Origin of the sequence: Rhodococcus sp. LB1 (assembly GCF_001583455.1) — a bacterium.
Lineage (GTDB): Bacteria > Actinomycetota > Actinomycetes > Mycobacteriales > Mycobacteriaceae > Rhodococcus_F > Rhodococcus_F opacus.
In genome coordinates, this window is record NZ_LTCZ01000279.1 from 1 (window position 1) to 14,809 (window position 14,809).

The 14,809-nt window shown below is 69.6% G+C and carries 15 protein-coding genes and 2 pseudogenes; 15 read left to right on the forward strand and 2 right to left on the reverse strand.

Features of this window, described 5'->3' with window-relative positions; genetic code table 11:
- The 12 genes and pseudogenes from proA to AZG88_RS52975 form a co-directional block, all read left to right on the forward strand.
- Positions 1–300, forward strand: a pseudogene (gene proA, locus AZG88_RS29205) (glutamate-5-semialdehyde dehydrogenase); the annotation flags it as partial.
- Between the two features lie 47 nt (positions 301–347).
- Positions 348–1,229: an AAA family ATPase gene (locus AZG88_RS29210; RefSeq protein ID WP_005261286.1), complete on the forward strand. Its 882-nt coding sequence runs from the start codon at positions 348–350 to the stop codon at positions 1,227–1,229.
- An 11-nt stretch (positions 1,230–1,240) separates the two neighbouring features.
- The gene (locus tag AZG88_RS29215; RefSeq protein WP_005261285.1) at positions 1,241–2,701 is read left to right on the forward strand and encodes a vWA domain-containing protein; all 1,461 of its coding nucleotides are present in this window, start codon (positions 1,241–1,243) and stop codon (positions 2,699–2,701) included.
- Between the two features lie 64 nt (positions 2,702–2,765).
- On the forward strand, positions 2,766–3,416 hold the full coding sequence (gene nadD / locus AZG88_RS29220; protein ID WP_005261284.1) for a nicotinate-nucleotide adenylyltransferase: 651 nt from the start codon (positions 2,766–2,768) through the stop codon (positions 3,414–3,416).
- A 35-nt stretch (positions 3,417–3,451) separates the two neighbouring features.
- Entirely contained in the window at positions 3,452–3,877 is a 426-nt protein-coding gene (rsfS, locus tag AZG88_RS29225; RefSeq protein ID WP_005248044.1) for a ribosome silencing factor, read from the forward strand.
- Positions 3,874–4,533: a histidine phosphatase family protein gene (locus tag AZG88_RS29230; protein WP_025432936.1), complete on the forward strand. Its 660-nt coding sequence runs from the start codon at positions 3,874–3,876 to the stop codon at positions 4,531–4,533. Before rsfS ends, AZG88_RS29230 begins: the two co-directional genes overlap by 4 nt.
- Entirely contained in the window at positions 4,520–5,317 is a 798-nt protein-coding gene (gene octT / locus AZG88_RS29235) for a diglucosylglycerate octanoyltransferase (protein ID WP_005248040.1), read from the forward strand. The genes AZG88_RS29230 and octT overlap by 14 nt, the downstream gene beginning before the upstream one ends.
- Positions 5,318–5,321: 4 nt before the next feature.
- On the forward strand, positions 5,322–6,188 hold the full coding sequence (locus tag AZG88_RS29240) for a DegV family protein (protein ID WP_061045305.1): 867 nt from the start codon (positions 5,322–5,324) through the stop codon (positions 6,186–6,188).
- Between the two features lie 70 nt (positions 6,189–6,258).
- Positions 6,259–7,122 carry a ComEA family DNA-binding protein gene (locus AZG88_RS29245; protein WP_061699885.1) on the forward strand — a complete coding sequence of 288 codons (864 nt, stop codon included), beginning with the start codon at positions 6,259–6,261 and terminating at the stop codon, positions 7,120–7,122.
- A complete protein-coding gene (locus AZG88_RS29250; RefSeq protein WP_061699886.1) occupies positions 7,122–8,681 on the forward strand; it encodes a ComEC/Rec2 family competence protein in 1,560 nt (519 codons plus the stop codon). Before AZG88_RS29245 ends, AZG88_RS29250 begins: the two co-directional genes overlap by 1 nt.
- A 52-nt stretch (positions 8,682–8,733) precedes the next feature.
- Complete coding sequence (locus AZG88_RS29255) at positions 8,734–9,699, forward strand: LLM class F420-dependent oxidoreductase (protein ID WP_061699887.1); 966 nt, start codon at positions 8,734–8,736, stop codon at positions 9,697–9,699.
- Between the two features lie 194 nt (positions 9,700–9,893).
- A complete protein-coding gene (locus AZG88_RS52975; protein ID WP_197487960.1) occupies positions 9,894–10,064 on the forward strand; it encodes a hypothetical protein in 171 nt (56 codons plus the stop codon).
- Between the two features lie 10 nt (positions 10,065–10,074).
- On the opposite strand, the gene AZG88_RS29260 is transcribed toward AZG88_RS52975, so the two are convergent.
- On the reverse strand, positions 10,075–10,803 hold the full coding sequence (locus AZG88_RS29260; RefSeq protein ID WP_061699888.1) for a GAF and ANTAR domain-containing protein: 729 nt from the start codon (positions 10,801–10,803) through the stop codon (positions 10,075–10,077).
- A gap of 133 nt (positions 10,804–10,936) precedes the next feature.
- Between AZG88_RS29260 and AZG88_RS29265 the strand changes: the two genes are divergently transcribed.
- Together AZG88_RS29265 and AZG88_RS29270 are read left to right on the forward strand one after the other, a co-directional pair.
- The gene (locus AZG88_RS29265; RefSeq protein ID WP_061699889.1) at positions 10,937–12,487 is read left to right on the forward strand and encodes a carboxylesterase/lipase family protein; all 1,551 of its coding nucleotides are present in this window, start codon (positions 10,937–10,939) and stop codon (positions 12,485–12,487) included.
- Positions 12,488–12,533: 46 nt separating this feature from the next.
- Positions 12,534–13,643, forward strand: coding sequence for a carboxylate-amine ligase (locus AZG88_RS29270; RefSeq protein WP_005248022.1), 1,110 nt, complete (start codon positions 12,534–12,536; stop codon positions 13,641–13,643).
- Here the strand turns inward: AZG88_RS29270 and AZG88_RS29275 are convergent.
- Positions 13,636–14,391, reverse strand: coding sequence for a hypothetical protein (locus AZG88_RS29275; RefSeq protein WP_005248019.1), 756 nt, complete (start codon positions 14,389–14,391; stop codon positions 13,636–13,638). The two genes, AZG88_RS29270 and AZG88_RS29275, sit on opposite strands and share 8 nt — an antisense overlap.
- A gap of 118 nt (positions 14,392–14,509) precedes the next feature.
- Here AZG88_RS29275 and AZG88_RS29280 point away from each other — a divergent pair.
- Positions 14,510–14,809 (forward strand): annotated as a pseudogene (locus AZG88_RS29280) (DNA polymerase III subunit delta); the annotation flags it as partial.

Consider the following 14,809-nt stretch of genomic DNA (forward strand, 5'->3'; position numbering starts at 1 on the left):
CTCAAGGTCGTCGACGACCTGAATGCCGCGGTCGAGCACATCGACCGCTACGGAACCGGCCACACCGAGGCCATCGTGACCTCCGACCTCGCGGCCGCCCGGGAGTTCACCGCCCGCGTCGACGCCGCCGCCGTCATGGTCAACGCGTCCACCGCCTTCACCGACGGCGAGCAGTTCGGTTTCGGCGCCGAGATCGGGATCTCCACGCAGAAACTGCACGCGCGTGGCCCGATGGGGCTCCCCGAACTGACCTCCACCAAGTGGGTCGTCTGGGGTGACGGGCACACCCGCCCGGTCTAGACCGCCGCCGACCCCCCTTCCCTCAAGCCCCTCTGAAAGGAGCGAGCGTGGACCGCGCACTGCCCACCACGACGCCGTTCTTCGCGAGCGTCGACGACGTCATCGCTCGGCTCGCCGAAACCGGGTACCTGTCCGACAAGGGCACCGCGACCGCGGTGTTCCTCGCGGACAGGCTCGGAAAACCCCTGCTCATCGAGGGTCCCGCCGGAGTCGGTAAGACCGAACTCGCCCGCGCCGTCGCCGAGACCACCGGCGCCGAGCTGGTGCGATTGCAGTGCTACGAGGGCGTCGACGAGGCACGCGCGCTGTACGAGTGGAACCACGCGAAGCAGATCCTGCGCATTCAGGCGGGCAGCGACCACAGCTGGGACTCCACCAAGGCGGACGTCTTCTCGGAGGAGTTCCTGCTGTCGCGGCCACTGCTGACCGCGATCCGGCGCGAGGACCCGACGGTGCTGCTGATCGACGAGACCGACAAGGCCGACGTCGAGATCGAGGGCCTGCTCCTCGAGGTGCTCAGCGATTTCGCGGTCACCGTCCCCGAACTGGGCACCATCACGGCTACGCGCAAGCCGTTCGTCGTCCTCACCTCGAACGCCACCCGCGAACTGTCGGAGGCACTCAAGCGCCGCTGCCTGTTCCTGCATCTCGACTTCCCCGACGCCGAACTCGAGCGGCGGATCCTCGCGAGCCGGGTGCCGGAGCTGCCCGAGGCAGTAGCCGAGCAGCTGGTCAGGACCATCCGCGTGCTGCGCGGCATGCAGCTGAAGAAGCTGCCGTCGGTCGCCGAGACCATCGACTGGGGTCGCACACTCCTGGCGCTCGGGCTCGACACCCTCGACGACGACGCCGTGCGCGCCACGATGGGTGTCGTCCTCAAACACCAATCCGACCAGCTACGGGCCGCTGCCGAGCTGCGACTGAACTGAAGGACTCCCCCATGGCTGCTGGTGGTCCACTCGCGTCCCGGTCGAAGCCGGGCGGTCCCGCGGCGCCGCACGGGCTGCCGGGGCATCTCGTCGACTTCGTCGAGGCGTTGCGGCGGCGCGGCATCATGGTCGGACCGTCCGAGACGGTCGACGCCGGTCGGGTGATGTCGGTCCTCGATCTGCTCGACCGCGAATCATTGCGCGAGGGTCTCGCGTGCGCGCTGCTGCGGCGACCCACCCACCGGCCGACGTTCGACGCGCTGTTCGAACTCTGGTTCCCGGCGGCGGTCGGAAGCCGGGCGGACGGGGCCATCGACACGAGTCTGCCGCGGAACGCGAAGGGTGAGATCGACTACGAGGCGCTACGTGAGCTGATCGTCGAACTCCTCACCGACGGGTCGCCGGAGGCGATCGAGCTCACCGAGCTCCTGACCGCGCAGATGGTCGAGGAACTCGGGCAGTACCAGTCGGCGAACGGCCCGTCGTTCTCCGCGTACCAGGCGCTGCGGGACGTCGCGCCGGAAACCCTGCTGAAGAAGATCCTCGACGGACTCCTGGGCAACCAGCAGGACGGCGAAGCCAGAACGACGGAAAGCTATGAATCCGAGGTGGCCAAGCGCACCGCCGCCCAGCGGATCGCCGACTTCCGGAAGATGATCGAGACGGAGACGCGGCGACGGTCGGCCGAGAACCTCGGCAAGGAACGGGTGGCGTCGTACGGCGTGCCTCGACTGGCCGAGGAAGTCGACTTCCTGCGCGCGTCCGACGCCGAACTGACGGCGCTGAAACGCAACGTCACCCCGCTGGCCCGGTTGCTCGCCAGCCGCCTGGCCGTGCGGCGCAGCCGCAACCGGGCCGGTTCGATCGACCTGCGCCGAACCCTGCGCAAGTCGATGTCCACCGGCGGTGTGCCCATCGACCTCGTCCAGCGCAAGCCCCGGCGGGCGCGCCCCGAACTGGTCGTGATGTGTGACGTGTCGGGTTCGGTCGCGGGTTTCAGCCACTTCACCCTGCTGCTCGTTCACGCGCTGCGCGAGCAGTTCTCCCGGGTGCGGGTGTTCGCGTTCATCGACACCACCGACGAGGTCACCCGCTTCTTCGACGCGGGAGCCGACCTCGGCAGCGCTATGTCGCGGATGATCCGGGAAGCCGACCTGGTCGGCTACGACGGGCACTCCGACTACGGCAACGCGTTCGGGGTGTTCGCCGAACGGTTCACCCAGAGCATCACGTCGCGGACGTCGCTGCTGGTGCTCGGCGACGGCCGCAACAACTACCGCGACCCGAATCTGGAGGCCCTGGCCCGGCTCGTGTCGGTGGCGAAGCACGCGCACTGGCTCAACCCGGAGCCCCGCGGTCAGTGGGGAACGGGCGACTCGGCGGCGAAGGTGTACAACGAGGTCATCAGCATGCACGAATGCCGATCCGCTCAGCAGCTGGCGTCGGTGGTCGCCGGGTTGCTGCCGGTGTGAACACGTAAGCTCGTCACTCGTGGAACAGGGAGCAGCGGGCGCGCGTCGGCGCCGCCTGGGAGTCATGGGCGGCACCTTCGACCCCATTCATCACGGTCACCTCGTGGCAGCCAGTGAGGTGGCAGATCGATTCAGCCTCGACGAGGTCGTCTTCGTGCCCACCGGCCGGCCCTGGCAGAAGCAGGGCAAGGGCGTCAGCCCGGCCGAGGACCGGTACCTGATGACGGTCATCGCCACCGCGTCGAATCCGCGTTTCTCCGTCAGCCGGGTGGACGTCGACCGGGAGAAGGTCACCTACACCGTCGACACTCTGCGTGATCTGCGCAGCTACCACCCGGACGCCGAGCTGTACTTCATTACCGGTGCGGACGCCCTGGCGAGTATCCTGTCCTGGCAGGACTGGGAGGAACTGTTCTCGCTGGCGAAGTTCGTCGGGGTGTCGCGCCCGGGATTCGATCTCAACACCGAACATCTGGCCGGTCACCTGGACGCGTTGCCGGAGGACGCGGTCACGCTGATCGAGATCCCGGCTCTGGCGATCTCCTCGACGGAATGTCGGCGGCGTGCCAGTCGACACCGTCCTGTGTGGTACCTCGTGCCGGACGGTGTGGTCCAGTACATCTCCAAACGGAACCTGTACCGGCCACCGGACTCCGAGCGCCTCGACGGCGCGACGACGATGTCCGAACCGGCCCCGGACAAGACCAAGAGTTAGTCAGCACTTTTCGAACCGAACTGGGAGAACATCGCGTGAGCGCAACGACCGAAGCCATCGAGATGGCACGCATCGCGGCAGTGGCTGCCGACGAGAAGCTGGCCTCCGATGTGGTGGTGCTCGATGTTTCCGAGCAGCTGGTCATCACCGACTGCTTCGTCATCGCCTCCGCCCCCAACGAGCGACAGGTCAACGCGATCGTCGAGAACATCGAGGATCGACTGCGTGAGGCAGGTCACAAGCCGGTGCGGCGCGAGGGTACCCGCGAAGGCCGTTGGGCACTGCTCGATTTCGTCGACGTCGTGATCCACGTCCAGCACAACGAGGAGCGCAACTTCTACGCACTCGACCGGCTGTGGAAGGACTGCCCGACCGTGCCCGTCGAGGGTCTCGGGCTGCACGGCCCGGCCGACGCGAACGGTGCGGGCACCGCCGCCGAGGCGGAGGAGTCCGAGCTGTGACGGATGCCCCCCGCGCCCCGCGACGTCTGATCCTGCTCCGCCACGGGCAGACCGAGTACAACGCCGACAACCGCATGCAGGGTCAGCTCGACACCGAACTGTCGGAGCTGGGGCGGTCGCAGGCCCGCGCCGCCGCCACCGCGCTCGTCGGGCGCAGACCGATCTCCATTGTCTCCTCCGATCTGCGGCGGGCCTACGACACCGCGGTGGAGGTGGGCGACAACGCCGGTCTGCCGGTGCAGATCGACGAGCGTCTCCGCGAGACGCATCTCGGTGACTGGCAGGGGCTCACGCACCTCGACGTCGACGCGCGCGCACCCGGCGCGCGCGCCACGTGGCGCGGCGACGCGACGTGGGCACCGCCCGGCGGGGAGAGTCGCATCGACGTCGCCCGCCGCAGCAAGCCGGTGGTCGCCGAACTCCTCGAGAAGCACGAGGACTGGGCGGAGAAGCCGGTGGTCCTGGTCGCGCACGGCGGTTTGATCGCCGCGCTGACCGCCGCCCTGCTGGATCTGCCCGTCGACCGCTGGCCGGTGCTGGGAGGGCTGGGCAACACCAGCTGGGTGCAGCTGAGTGCGTACGGAAACCCCGATTCGCTCAACTGGCGCCTCGACGTGTGGAACGCTTCTGCGAGTGTGGCCAGTGACGTCCTCTGACGTGGATGCCGGTTCCGGGGAACGCCCCGTCCTGCTCGTGCTCGCCGATTCGCTGTCGTACTACGGACCCAAGGGCGGTCTCCCGTCCGATCACCCGGACATCTGGCCCAATATCGTTGCACGTCAACTCGGTTGGGATGTCGAGTTGGTGGCGCGGATCGGCTGGACCAGCCGCGACGTGTGGTGGGCGCTGACCCAGGACCCACGCGTGTGGTCGGCGGTTCCCCGCGCCGGTGCCGTCGTGTTCGCGGTCGGTGGCATGGACTCCCTTCCGTCCCCGCTCCCGACGGCGCTGCGGGAACAGTTACGTTACGTCCGCCCGCCCGCGCTGCGCCGCGTCGTGCGGGCCGGCTACCAGTGGCTTCAGCCCAGGCTGTCCCCGCTGGGGTGGCCGGTGGCGTTGCCCCCGCGGCTGAGTGTCGAATATCTGGAGAGCTCACGGGCGGCGCTCGAGTACATGCGCCCCGAGTTGCCCGTCATCGGGACCCTGCCGTCCGTGCATCGCAGCGAGGCCTACGGCAAGGTGCATGCGGGTCGCCCCGGTGCCGTTGCCGCCATCACCGCGTGGTCGGAGGAGAAGAACGTGCCCCTCGTCGACCTCGCGGAGGCGGTGCGCGCCAACGTCTTCAGCGATCAGGGTAATCCGGACGGCATCCACTGGGGCTGGGACGGACACATCGAGGTGGCCGCGGCGATGCTGACCGCGCTCCGCGCGGCGGGAGTCGTTCCCGACTCCGCCGAGGGTGCGGTTCCGGCCGACCCGGTGTCGAGCGGAGCCGAGTAGTCCGATGCCCGTCGTCGTCGTCACCGATTCTTCGGCCTCGATCCTGCCCGAACTCGTCGAGCAGTACGGGATCCAGGTGGTCCCGCTCCATGTCCTCAGCGGCGGCCAGGATTTCCGGGAGGGCATCGACGCGCTCCCCGAGGATCTTGCCGGTGTCACCACGTCTGGCGCGTCCCCGAGCGAGCTGTCCGAGGCGTACGCGACAGCGCTGGAGCTGAGTGAGGGCGCAGGCGTTCTCGCGGTCCACATCTCCCGGCAGCTGTCCGGTACGTGGGAGGCAGGCCGCCAGGCGGCGCAGGAATTCGACGGCCGGGTGCGGATCGTCGACTCCCAGTCCGCCGGAATGGGATTGGGCTACCCGGTCCTCGAGGCCGCGCGGGCCGCGAAGGACGGTGCCAACCTCGAGACGGCGTACCGGCGGGCGGTCGACGTCGCGAGCCGCGGGCGTTGCCTGATCGTCGTCGACAGGCTCGATCAGTTGCGTCGCGGAGGCCGCATCGGCACCGCCGCCGCGCTGCTCGGCACCGCACTGGCGATGAAACCGGTGCTGCATCTCGTGGACGGCCGGCTGGTTCTGAAGGAGAAGACGCGCACCTCGACCAAGGCGATGGCCAGGATGGTCGACGCCGCGGTGGAGCTGGCAGGTCTGGACAGGACGGCCGTCGCTGTGCATCACATGCACGCCCCGCAGCGCGCCGAAGCGGTGGCGCAGCAGCTGAAGGACCGGATTCCGCAGGTCAGTGACCTCGTCGTCACCGAATTCAGCTCGGTGATCGGTGCCCACGTCGGGGTGGGCGCCATCGGCATCGTGCTGTGCCCGGAACCCGCCCTGCACCACGAAGACCGCGATTCATCCACAACTTCGCACTGATCCACAGGCCGATTCGGAAAGCCTGGTCGTCGCGGCGATTCCATGGACGGCGCACTCTACCGTCGCGTCCATGGGCATCAGGGAAGAACGTTCGAGGGGCCGGACCCGGCTCGCGTTCCTGACGTCGGGGGAACGCGACGCGGTGCCACCCGACACACCGGCGGCGCCGGAGTGGCTGGCCGAGCCGAGCGGGACCGTCCTCGACGGCGACGCGACGTGGTCCGCCGAACGCCGCCGGGGCGGATTCTCGCTGCCGGACCGGTGGCGGGACGCACGATTCGATCCCGGGCGGTCCGGGGCGTTGGTGCTGATCGTGGTGGGAATCGTCGTCGCGACGGCCACCGTGCTGGGCGTGCGCAGCGATCGGCCGGAGACGCAGTCCGTTCCGTCGTTACCCGCCGCCGGAGTGCATTCCCTGACTCCGGCCCCGGCGACGACGACTCCCGCCGCGGCGGCGTCGGCACCCGCCCCGGCGGAGGAGATCGTCGTCAGCGTCGTGGGACTGGTGGCGTCGGCCGGTCTCGTCCGGTTGCCACCGGGCTCCCGGGTCGCGGACGCTCTCGCCGCTGCCGGGGGAGTGCGCGACGGCGGTGACACCCTCGGATTGAATCTGGCTCAACGACTTTCGGACGGCGATCAGGTGCTCGTAGGTGCCGCGACCACCCAGGCGCCACCGAGCGCGGTGGGCGGTGCCTCCGCGGGATCGCCGGGGACCGCAGGCGCAGCGGCCGCCACGGGCGGAGGGCTCGTGAACCTCAACACGGCGACCGAGACGGAACTCGACGCACTTCCCGGTGTCGGGCCCGTCACGGCGGCGGCGATCGTCGCGTGGCGCACGACCAATGGCAAATTCACCGACATCTCGCAACTGGGGGAGGTGGACGGGATCGGGCCGGTGCGGCTGGAGAAGCTGCGCGGCCAGGTAACGCTGTGATGCCCGACGACGAACCGCGGCTCCTCGACCTGCGGCTTATTCCGTTCGCCGGGATATGTTGGGCCGCAACGCTGATCGGTATCCTCGGAGGCTCCCGGGCGGCGTGGGGCCTCGTGGCGACGCTGTCGGGAGCGGCGGTTCTCCTCGCCGCGGGATGCGCCCTGCGGGGGCCGGGGCGGTGGACGGCCGGGACGTTGGCGGTAGTGCTGTTCGGGTCCTGCTGCGCTGCAGGGGTGGCCTGGCGGGTCCAGGCCGTGGAACGGCACCCGATGACCGAACTCGCCCGGAACGAGACGTGGGTGACGCTCGTCGTCACCCTTGCCGACGATCCCCAGGAGATCGCCGGCTTCGGACGAACCGTCCTCGTGAACGCGAACGTCGTCGAGATCCGCAGGGCCACCGAGACGATCCACTCGGGCGGTGCGGTGGTCGTCCTCGCCCCGGCGGACGGGTGGCTCGGGCTCCTGCCGGGGCAGGATGTGGTCGTGCGCGGTCAGGTGAGCCCTCCGCGGCACCGAGACCTGAGCCTGGCCGCGGTCCGGGTGTCCGGACCGCCCGCGGACGTCGGTCCCGCGCCACCGCAGCAGCGGTGGGCAGGCGCCCTGCGTGCGCGGTTCGCCGCTGCCGCCGCCGTCCTGCCTGCCGACGAGGCAGGACTGTTGCCGGGGCTGGTTGTCGGCGACACCTCGGCGCTGCCCCGGGAGGTGAAGGACGACTTCACCACGACCGGACTGACGCATCTCACGGCGGTGTCCGGGGCGAACGTCAGCATCCTGCTGGGAGCGGTGCTGCTCCTGGTCCGAGGGGTGGGGCTCGGTCCTCGCGCGGGTGCGGCGCTGGCCGCCGCGGCGCTGATCGCATTCGTGGTGATCGCGAGACCGTCACCCAGCGTGCTGCGCGCCGCGGCGATGGGCTCGGTCGCCCTGCTGGCGCTCGTGACCGGACGGCGGAAACAGGCGATGCCCGCGCTGGCGGGCGGTGTCATCGCCCTGGTGGCGTGGTCACCGGAGTTGGCGGTGGACTTCGGCTTCGTTCTCTCGGCGACCGCCACTGCGGGGCTGATCGTGATCGCGCCGGTTGGGGTCGACGTGCTGGTGGGCCGCGGCTGGCCGCGGGCGGTGGCCGAGACGGTGGCGGTATCCGTCGCCGCCTTCGCCGTCACCGCTCCGATCGTGGCCGCGATGGCGGGGACGGTGAGCCTGGTGTCAATCTGCGCGAACATCCTGGTCGCCCCCGTGGTCGGCGTGATCACCGTGGCCGGAGCGGTCACCGCGCTGATCGCGGGGGTCAGTGTTCCCGTCGCGGAAGTGGTGGTGCGCGTGACCCAGTGGCCGCTGTGGTGGCTCGTCACCGTGGCCGAGCGGGGCGCGCGGATTCCGGGTGCCTCGATTCCGGTGCCCTCCGGGCCCGCTGGTGCGGCGATCGTCCTCGGTGCAGTCGTGGCGCTCGGTGTGACGCTGCGCAGGCGCGGACCCCGGCTGGTGCTGGCGGGAATCGCGATCGGTGTGCTGGTGGTGTGGGCGCCGATCTGGCCGTCGTCGCTGGGTCGCTTTGTGTGAGCGCGTCCGGATCCGGGAAACCTGCGCAGAACTCGAGGAAAGGGACGACGACATGCAGGTGGGGTTCAAGCTGATGGCCGAGACGTTCGATCCGCGGGAGATCGTGCGGCAGGCGGTGGAGGCCGAACAGGCCGGCTTCGACTTCGTCGAGGTGAGCGATCACTATCACCCCTGGCTCTACAGTCACGGTCATTCGGGATTCGTGTGGTCGATGCTCGCGGCCGCCGCGGCACGGACCGACCGGATCGGTCTGGCGACCGGCGTCACCTGCCCGTTCGTCCGATATCACCCCGCGATCATCGCGCAGGCCGCGGCCACGACCGCCGTCCTCAGCGAGGGCCGGTTCACCCTGGGACTCGGTTCGGGGGAGCGGCTGAACGAACATGTCGTCGGTGGCGGTTGGCCGTCGGTGACCATCCGGCACCAGATGCTCCGTGAGGCGATCGACATCATCCGCCTGCTGTGGTCGGGTGGCTACCACTCGTACGAGGGCAAGCACCTCACCCTCGACGACGCGCGCGTCTTCGATCTCCCCGACGTGCCGCCCACGATAGCAGTCGCGGCGGGTGGCACGGAGGCCGTCGGGATCGCCGCGGAACTCGGCGACGGACTCTTCGCCACCGAAGCGGATCCGGACCTCGTGAAGGCCTATGCCGGGGCCGGTGGGTCGGGGCCGAAATACGGGGAGGTACCCCTCGCGTGGGCGCGTGACGAGGAATCCGCGGTCGAGTCGGCGCATCGGTTGTTCCGGTTCGGGTTGACCGGATGGAAGGTTCAAGCGGAACTGCCGAATCCGATCAACTTCGAGGCGGCGGCGTCGTCGATCCGCACCGAGGACGTCCGAGAGGCCATGGCGTGCGGTCCGGACGTCCGGCGGCACCTCGAGGTGGCAGGCACTTTCGTCGATGCCGGGTTCGATCATCTGGCGCTGATCAACGCGGGGCCGGACGTCGACGGCTTCTTCGAATTCTTCGCCAACGAGTTGAGTGAGCCGCTGCGGGCGCTGACAACTTCCTGATATATGCTGTGCCGCTGTGACTTTCGTCTCCGGAGCGCGCCGCTCGGCACGCTCGGCCGCACGGCGGCGGAACGACTTCTGTATCGTTTCGACTTCGATTCCCGATGTGCGTATGCGACACCGAAACACCGACTACCATCCGGTGGCAGATGTTGAGGTGAACGGTCTTGGAACGCACCCGCATTGGAGGGCGAATGTCGGAATCGGAGCGGACAGATCTCGATGTGGACGACGAGCTCGACGCCGGGCAGGTGTGGAGAGCGCAACGGGTCGTTGCTGCCCAGTCACTCGACGCCGAAGACTGCCGCATGCTCCTGTCCATGCTCGGCATTGCGGGTAACCCCGATGCGCCGGAGGTGGGCTGACCGACAGCGGTCAGGTCACCTTCCGGTGATGGTGAGCGACGATTTCCTGCGCCACCGTCGCCAGTTTGAGATTCATGTCCTGCGAGGTGGTGCGGAGAATCTCCATCGCCTGAGTCTCGGGAATGTTGTGGAACGCCATCAGCAGACCCACGGCCTTCCCGATTTCACGGTTGCTGGCCAGGCCTGCCCGCAGTGTCTCGGCCTCGGCGTGCTCGTGGACGGCCGCCAGTGCCACCGCCGCGAACGATGCGAGCATGATGCCCTGCTCGACGGACGTGGTGTCGAGGGCTCCCGCCGTGTCGGAGAACAGATTGAGGGCGCCGACCTTGCGCCCGAGGATCACGAGGCGGAATCCGGCCGCACCGCGCACCGGCGTGTGGGCCAGGACCCGCGCCGACAGCCGCGGCCACTGCGACGTGGTGGAGAGGTCCGTCTCGAACTGGGGCGTGTCGCTGACGATGGCATCGACGCACGGTCCCTCGTTCTCGTCGCGCTCGTACTCGTCGACGCGGGCGGCCACGTCGTCGCTGGCCGCGGCCGTCACGTAGCGGGATCCCTCCCGGAGCATGAGGCTCGCGTGGTCACAGCCCTCGACGAGTAGTGGCGCGGCGTCGCAGATGGCTTGGTGAACGTGCCCGAAATCCTGGCCCGCGTAGAGAAGATCGGCGAGGGTCGCGAACGTCGCGGCCGACCTGCCGACAGCCTGCGAGCGCGTCGTATCGGGCACTGTGTCTCGCATCGGTTCCTCCAGCGTGCGGGCATGTGCCCGGCTCACTGATTCAGTCTGCCAGAGAGGGCGGTCGCCGCAGGTCCGGGCCGGAGGAATTCCCGATCGGACTCCGGGGGCGGTCGTCCCGGGCGAAGATGGCGGCATGGTTTCGCGCACCGAGGACCCACAGGTGACCATCGGCCAGGGGACGCTGCGGGGTGTCCGCCTCGACGGCGTCCGGTCATGGAAAGGCATTCCCTACGCCGCACCGCCGGTCGGCGAGTGGCGGCTCCGCGCCCCGCGCGCGCCCGAACCGTTCGCCGGGGTGCGCGACTGTTCCCGGTTCGGTCCGATCGCACCGCAGAACGAGCACGGCCCGCTGCCCATCGATCCCGGTCTGACCATCGACGAGGACTGCCTCACCCTGAACGTCTTCGCCCCCGCGACGGACACGGAGCGACCGCGGCCGGTGATGGTGTGGATCCACGGCGGGGCGTATTACCTCGGTTCGTCCGGGCAGCGCATGTTCGATCCGAGTCGTCTGGTCGAACGCGGCGACGTCGTGGTCGTCACGTTCAACTACCGGCTCGGTGCGCTGGGGTTCCTGGACTTCTCCTCGTTCTCGACCGAGGAGCATCGGTTCGACACGAACCTGGGCCTGCGCGATCAGATCGCGGCACTGACCTGGGTCCGCGACAACATCGCGGCATTCGGCGGCGACCCGGGTGACGTGACGCTGTTCGGGGAGTCCGCCGGTGGCGGCGCGGTCACCACGCTGATGACGTCCCCGCCGGCGGAGGGACTGTTCCATCGCGCGATCGCCGAGAGTTCGCCCGCGACCTCCGTCTACGGCAGAGACCGCGCCGCGAGCATCGCCGAATCGTTCCTCGAGCTGCTCGACGTCGCGCCCGCCGACGCGGGCCGACTCCGCGACCTGCCCGTCGACGTGCTGACCAAGGCCTGCGTCGAACTCGTCCAGCAGGTGCCCGCACGGGTCCCCGGCACCCTGGCGGTTGCCCCGACCGTCGACGGCGACGTGGTCCCGCACTACCCCGTCGCGACATTCCGAAAAGGCCTCGCACACCGAATTCCGCTGCTGATCGGGACGAACAAGGACGAGTCGTCGATGTTCCGGCTGATGAAGTCGCCCCTGATGCCGATCACCCCGGACGCCGTGCATCAGATGTTCGTGGCGATCGCCGCCGATCACCCCGACCTCCCGGCGGACGAGGAACAGGCGGTGGCGGCCGCATATCCCGACTACCCGAAGAAACGCTCGGCCATGGAGATCTCGCGGGATGCCGCGTTCCGGATGCCGACGCTGTGGATCGCGGAAGCGCACAGCCGCGTCGCCCCGGCCTGGCTGTACCGCTTCGACTACGCGACACCGTTCCTGCGCGCCGCGCGGATCGGCGCCACCCACGGCACCGAGGTGCCGTACGTCTTCGGGAACTTCGGCGTCGTCCCGCACGACCCCACGTTCAAGCTCGGTGGGCACCGAACCGCCGGTCACGTGTCGGAGCGGATCCAGCGACGGTGGCTGTCGTTCGCCACCGAGGGCACCCCGGACGGAACGGGAGAGGAGGTCGGCTGGCCACGGTACGACGAGGCGGATCGCACGACCCTGCTGATCGGCAAGAACGACGCAGTCGTCGCCGACCCCGACCGGGAACTCCGCCGGGCCTGGGGCGAGGAAGTCATCGGTTTCACCTGAGCGGCGGCCCCGGTTTCGTATCCGCGGAACGGGGGATACCTCCTGAATGAGCCCTGCAGCAACGGAATCGGGTCGCGACCTCAGTGTGGGAGTCGAGGAGGAGTTCTTCCTCGTCGACGAGTCCGGTCACCTCTCCGCCGCGGGACCCGACGTGGTCACGGAGGCCGGCCACGACATTCACGGGCTTCAGCGTGAACTCGCCCGATGCCAGATCGAGACGGCGACGGGTGTGTGCCACACGGGGGAGGAACTGCACGAGGAGCTGCGCAGCCTGCGCCGCCGGCTGGCGAAGGCCGCTGCGGGCCGCGACCTGTTGCTGCTGCCCAGCGGGACGTCCCTGATCGTCGAGGGATTGCCCCCGGCGATCACCCCGAGCCCGCGGTACGAGGAGATGGCCCGCCACTTCGGGTCGATCGTGGACACCGTGACCACGTGCGGCTGTCACGTGCACGTGGGGATCCCGAGCCGCGACGTCGGTGTACAGGTGAGCAACCTGGTCCGCAGTTGGCTGCCCGTGCTGCTCGCGCTCGCTGCGAACTCCCCGTTCCACAGTGGGCACGACACCGCGTATCACAGCTGGCGGCACATCATGTGGTCGCGGTGGCCGTCGGCGGGACCGCCGCCCCACTTCGACTCCGCGGACCAGTACGAGGCGACGGTCGGCGCCATGATCGGAACCGGTGCCGCCATGGATCGGGGAATGATCTACTGGCACGTCCGGCTCTCCGACAAGCAACCGACCATCGAGGTCCGGATCGCGGACGTCGCCATGACCGCGGCGCACGCGGCGCTCTACGCGGTGGTCGTGAAGGGGCTCGTCGGGTGGGCGCTACGGTCGCTGGACGACGGCCTCGCCGTGCCGTGGCTGCGCGGCGAGCTGCTGCGGGCGCAGTTGTGGCGCGCGGCTCGCGACGGACTCGACGGGGAATGCACGAGCCCGGCCACGGAGCGGTCCCTGCCGATCCGCCTGCAGCTGGAAATGCTGAACGAGTGCGTGGCCCCGGGGCTCGGCGCGAGTGATCGGGCGTTCCTCGAGTCGGGGCTCGACACCGTGTTGCGGGAGGGCACGGGCGCCGAGAGGCAGCGGGCCGAGTTCGCGCGCGTCGGCACGCTGGCGGCGGTGGTCGACCTCCTGACGCGCGAAGTGGTCAGCTGACCGGGGGCGGCGGAGTCAGCTCGGAGACGCAGGCGGTGGTGGAGCCGATGTAGCCGGGATGCAGCAGTCCGGCGGATCCGACGCCCGTGAGCAGGGCGCCTGCGCTGGTGTCCGGTCCGGTGCGCAGCGGACCGGGGTCGTCGATCAACGCCTCCACGGTCGCGGTGTCGACCAGGCTGAGGTCGATGCGCTGCCCGACGGGTTGGTAGACGGCGAGGACGACCGGGTCGGGGTAGTGGGCGGCGGTGCGGCGCATGACGTGGAACGCGGGGTCGGTGCCCAGGGCGAGCACGGTGACCTCGGCGAACGACGCGAGCCGGCCGGCGAGCGCACGGCCGGCGGCGTTGCGCCACGTACGCCCGTACAGGGTGAGCCCGTCGGACAGGTGACGCTGCTCGGCCTCACCCCGCGGGCTGCCGCCCGCCGGGTCGAGCAGGGCCCGCCACCGGTGCTCGTAGAAATCGCACGCCGTGTCGAAGTCGCCGTCGGAGCCGGCCGCCGCAACGTCGTGATGCGAGGGCGATGCGGGTTCGAGGACGGATCGACCACCCGCGAACAGAGTCTCGGCGTGCCCGGAGGCTGAGCAGCGGGCCACCAGTTGCACCGACCATCGGAGGAGCAGCCCGTCGCGGCAGGTGTACCGGAAACTCAGCTCGTACCGGTGCCCTGCCGTGCGATCGTCGTCGAGGTCGATCATGTGCGCGTAGTCCTCGCGGGTGACGCCGTCCACCTCGGTTTCCGCGGTCATATGATCGAGTGTCCACCGCCGACGCGACCGCTGCGTGGCGATCGCCCGTGTTCGGCCCGCTCGGTCCCGGTTTCGGGGTGTCGGCGACCGTGTCCGCCCCACATGGCACGATCTTCGCGTGAGCACTCCAACTCAGCTCGAACAGCTCCATCTGGTCCTCGGTGACGAGGAATTCCTCGTCGAACGCGCGGTGGCGCAGGTCATCGGCCACGTCCGCGCGAACGCGGACGTGGCCGCGGGCGCGGAGCTTCCCGTCAACCGGTTGCGGGCGGGCGATGCCGGGGCGGCCGAACTCGCCGAACTGCTCAGCCCCTCGCTGTTCGCCGAAGACCGCGTGGTGGTGCTGGAGGCCGCCGCCGAGGCGGGCAAGGACGCCGTGGCACTGATCCTCGACGCGGCCGGCGACCCGCCGCCGGGC

Excerpts from the sequence above, each read along its gene's own strand:
- AZG88_RS29215 (WP_005261285.1), top strand. The coding sequence starts at position 1,241 with ATGGCTGCTGGTGGTCCACTCGCGTCCCGGTCGAAGCCGGGCGGTCCC.
- nadD (WP_005261284.1), top strand. The coding sequence starts at position 2,766 with ATGGGCGGCACCTTCGACCCCATTCATCACGGTCACCTCGTGGCAGCC.
- AZG88_RS29240 (WP_061045305.1), top strand. The coding sequence starts at position 5,322 with ATGCCCGTCGTCGTCGTCACCGATTCTTCGGCCTCGATCCTGCCCGAA.
- AZG88_RS29245 (WP_061699885.1), top strand. The coding sequence starts at position 6,259 with ATGGGCATCAGGGAAGAACGTTCGAGGGGCCGGACCCGGCTCGCGTTC.
- AZG88_RS29250 (WP_061699886.1), top strand. The coding sequence starts at position 7,122 with ATGCCCGACGACGAACCGCGGCTCCTCGACCTGCGGCTTATTCCGTTC.
- AZG88_RS29255 (WP_061699887.1), top strand. The coding sequence starts at position 8,734 with ATGCAGGTGGGGTTCAAGCTGATGGCCGAGACGTTCGATCCGCGGGAG.
- AZG88_RS52975 (WP_197487960.1), top strand. The coding sequence starts at position 9,894 with ATGTCGGAATCGGAGCGGACAGATCTCGATGTGGACGACGAGCTCGAC.
- AZG88_RS29260 (WP_061699888.1), bottom strand. The coding sequence starts at position 10,803 with ATGCGAGACACAGTGCCCGATACGACGCGCTCGCAGGCTGTCGGCAGG.
- AZG88_RS29265 (WP_061699889.1), top strand. The coding sequence starts at position 10,937 with ATGGTTTCGCGCACCGAGGACCCACAGGTGACCATCGGCCAGGGGACG.
- AZG88_RS29270 (WP_005248022.1), top strand. The coding sequence starts at position 12,534 with ATGAGCCCTGCAGCAACGGAATCGGGTCGCGACCTCAGTGTGGGAGTC.
- AZG88_RS29275 (WP_005248019.1), bottom strand. The coding sequence starts at position 14,391 with ATGACCGCGGAAACCGAGGTGGACGGCGTCACCCGCGAGGACTACGCG.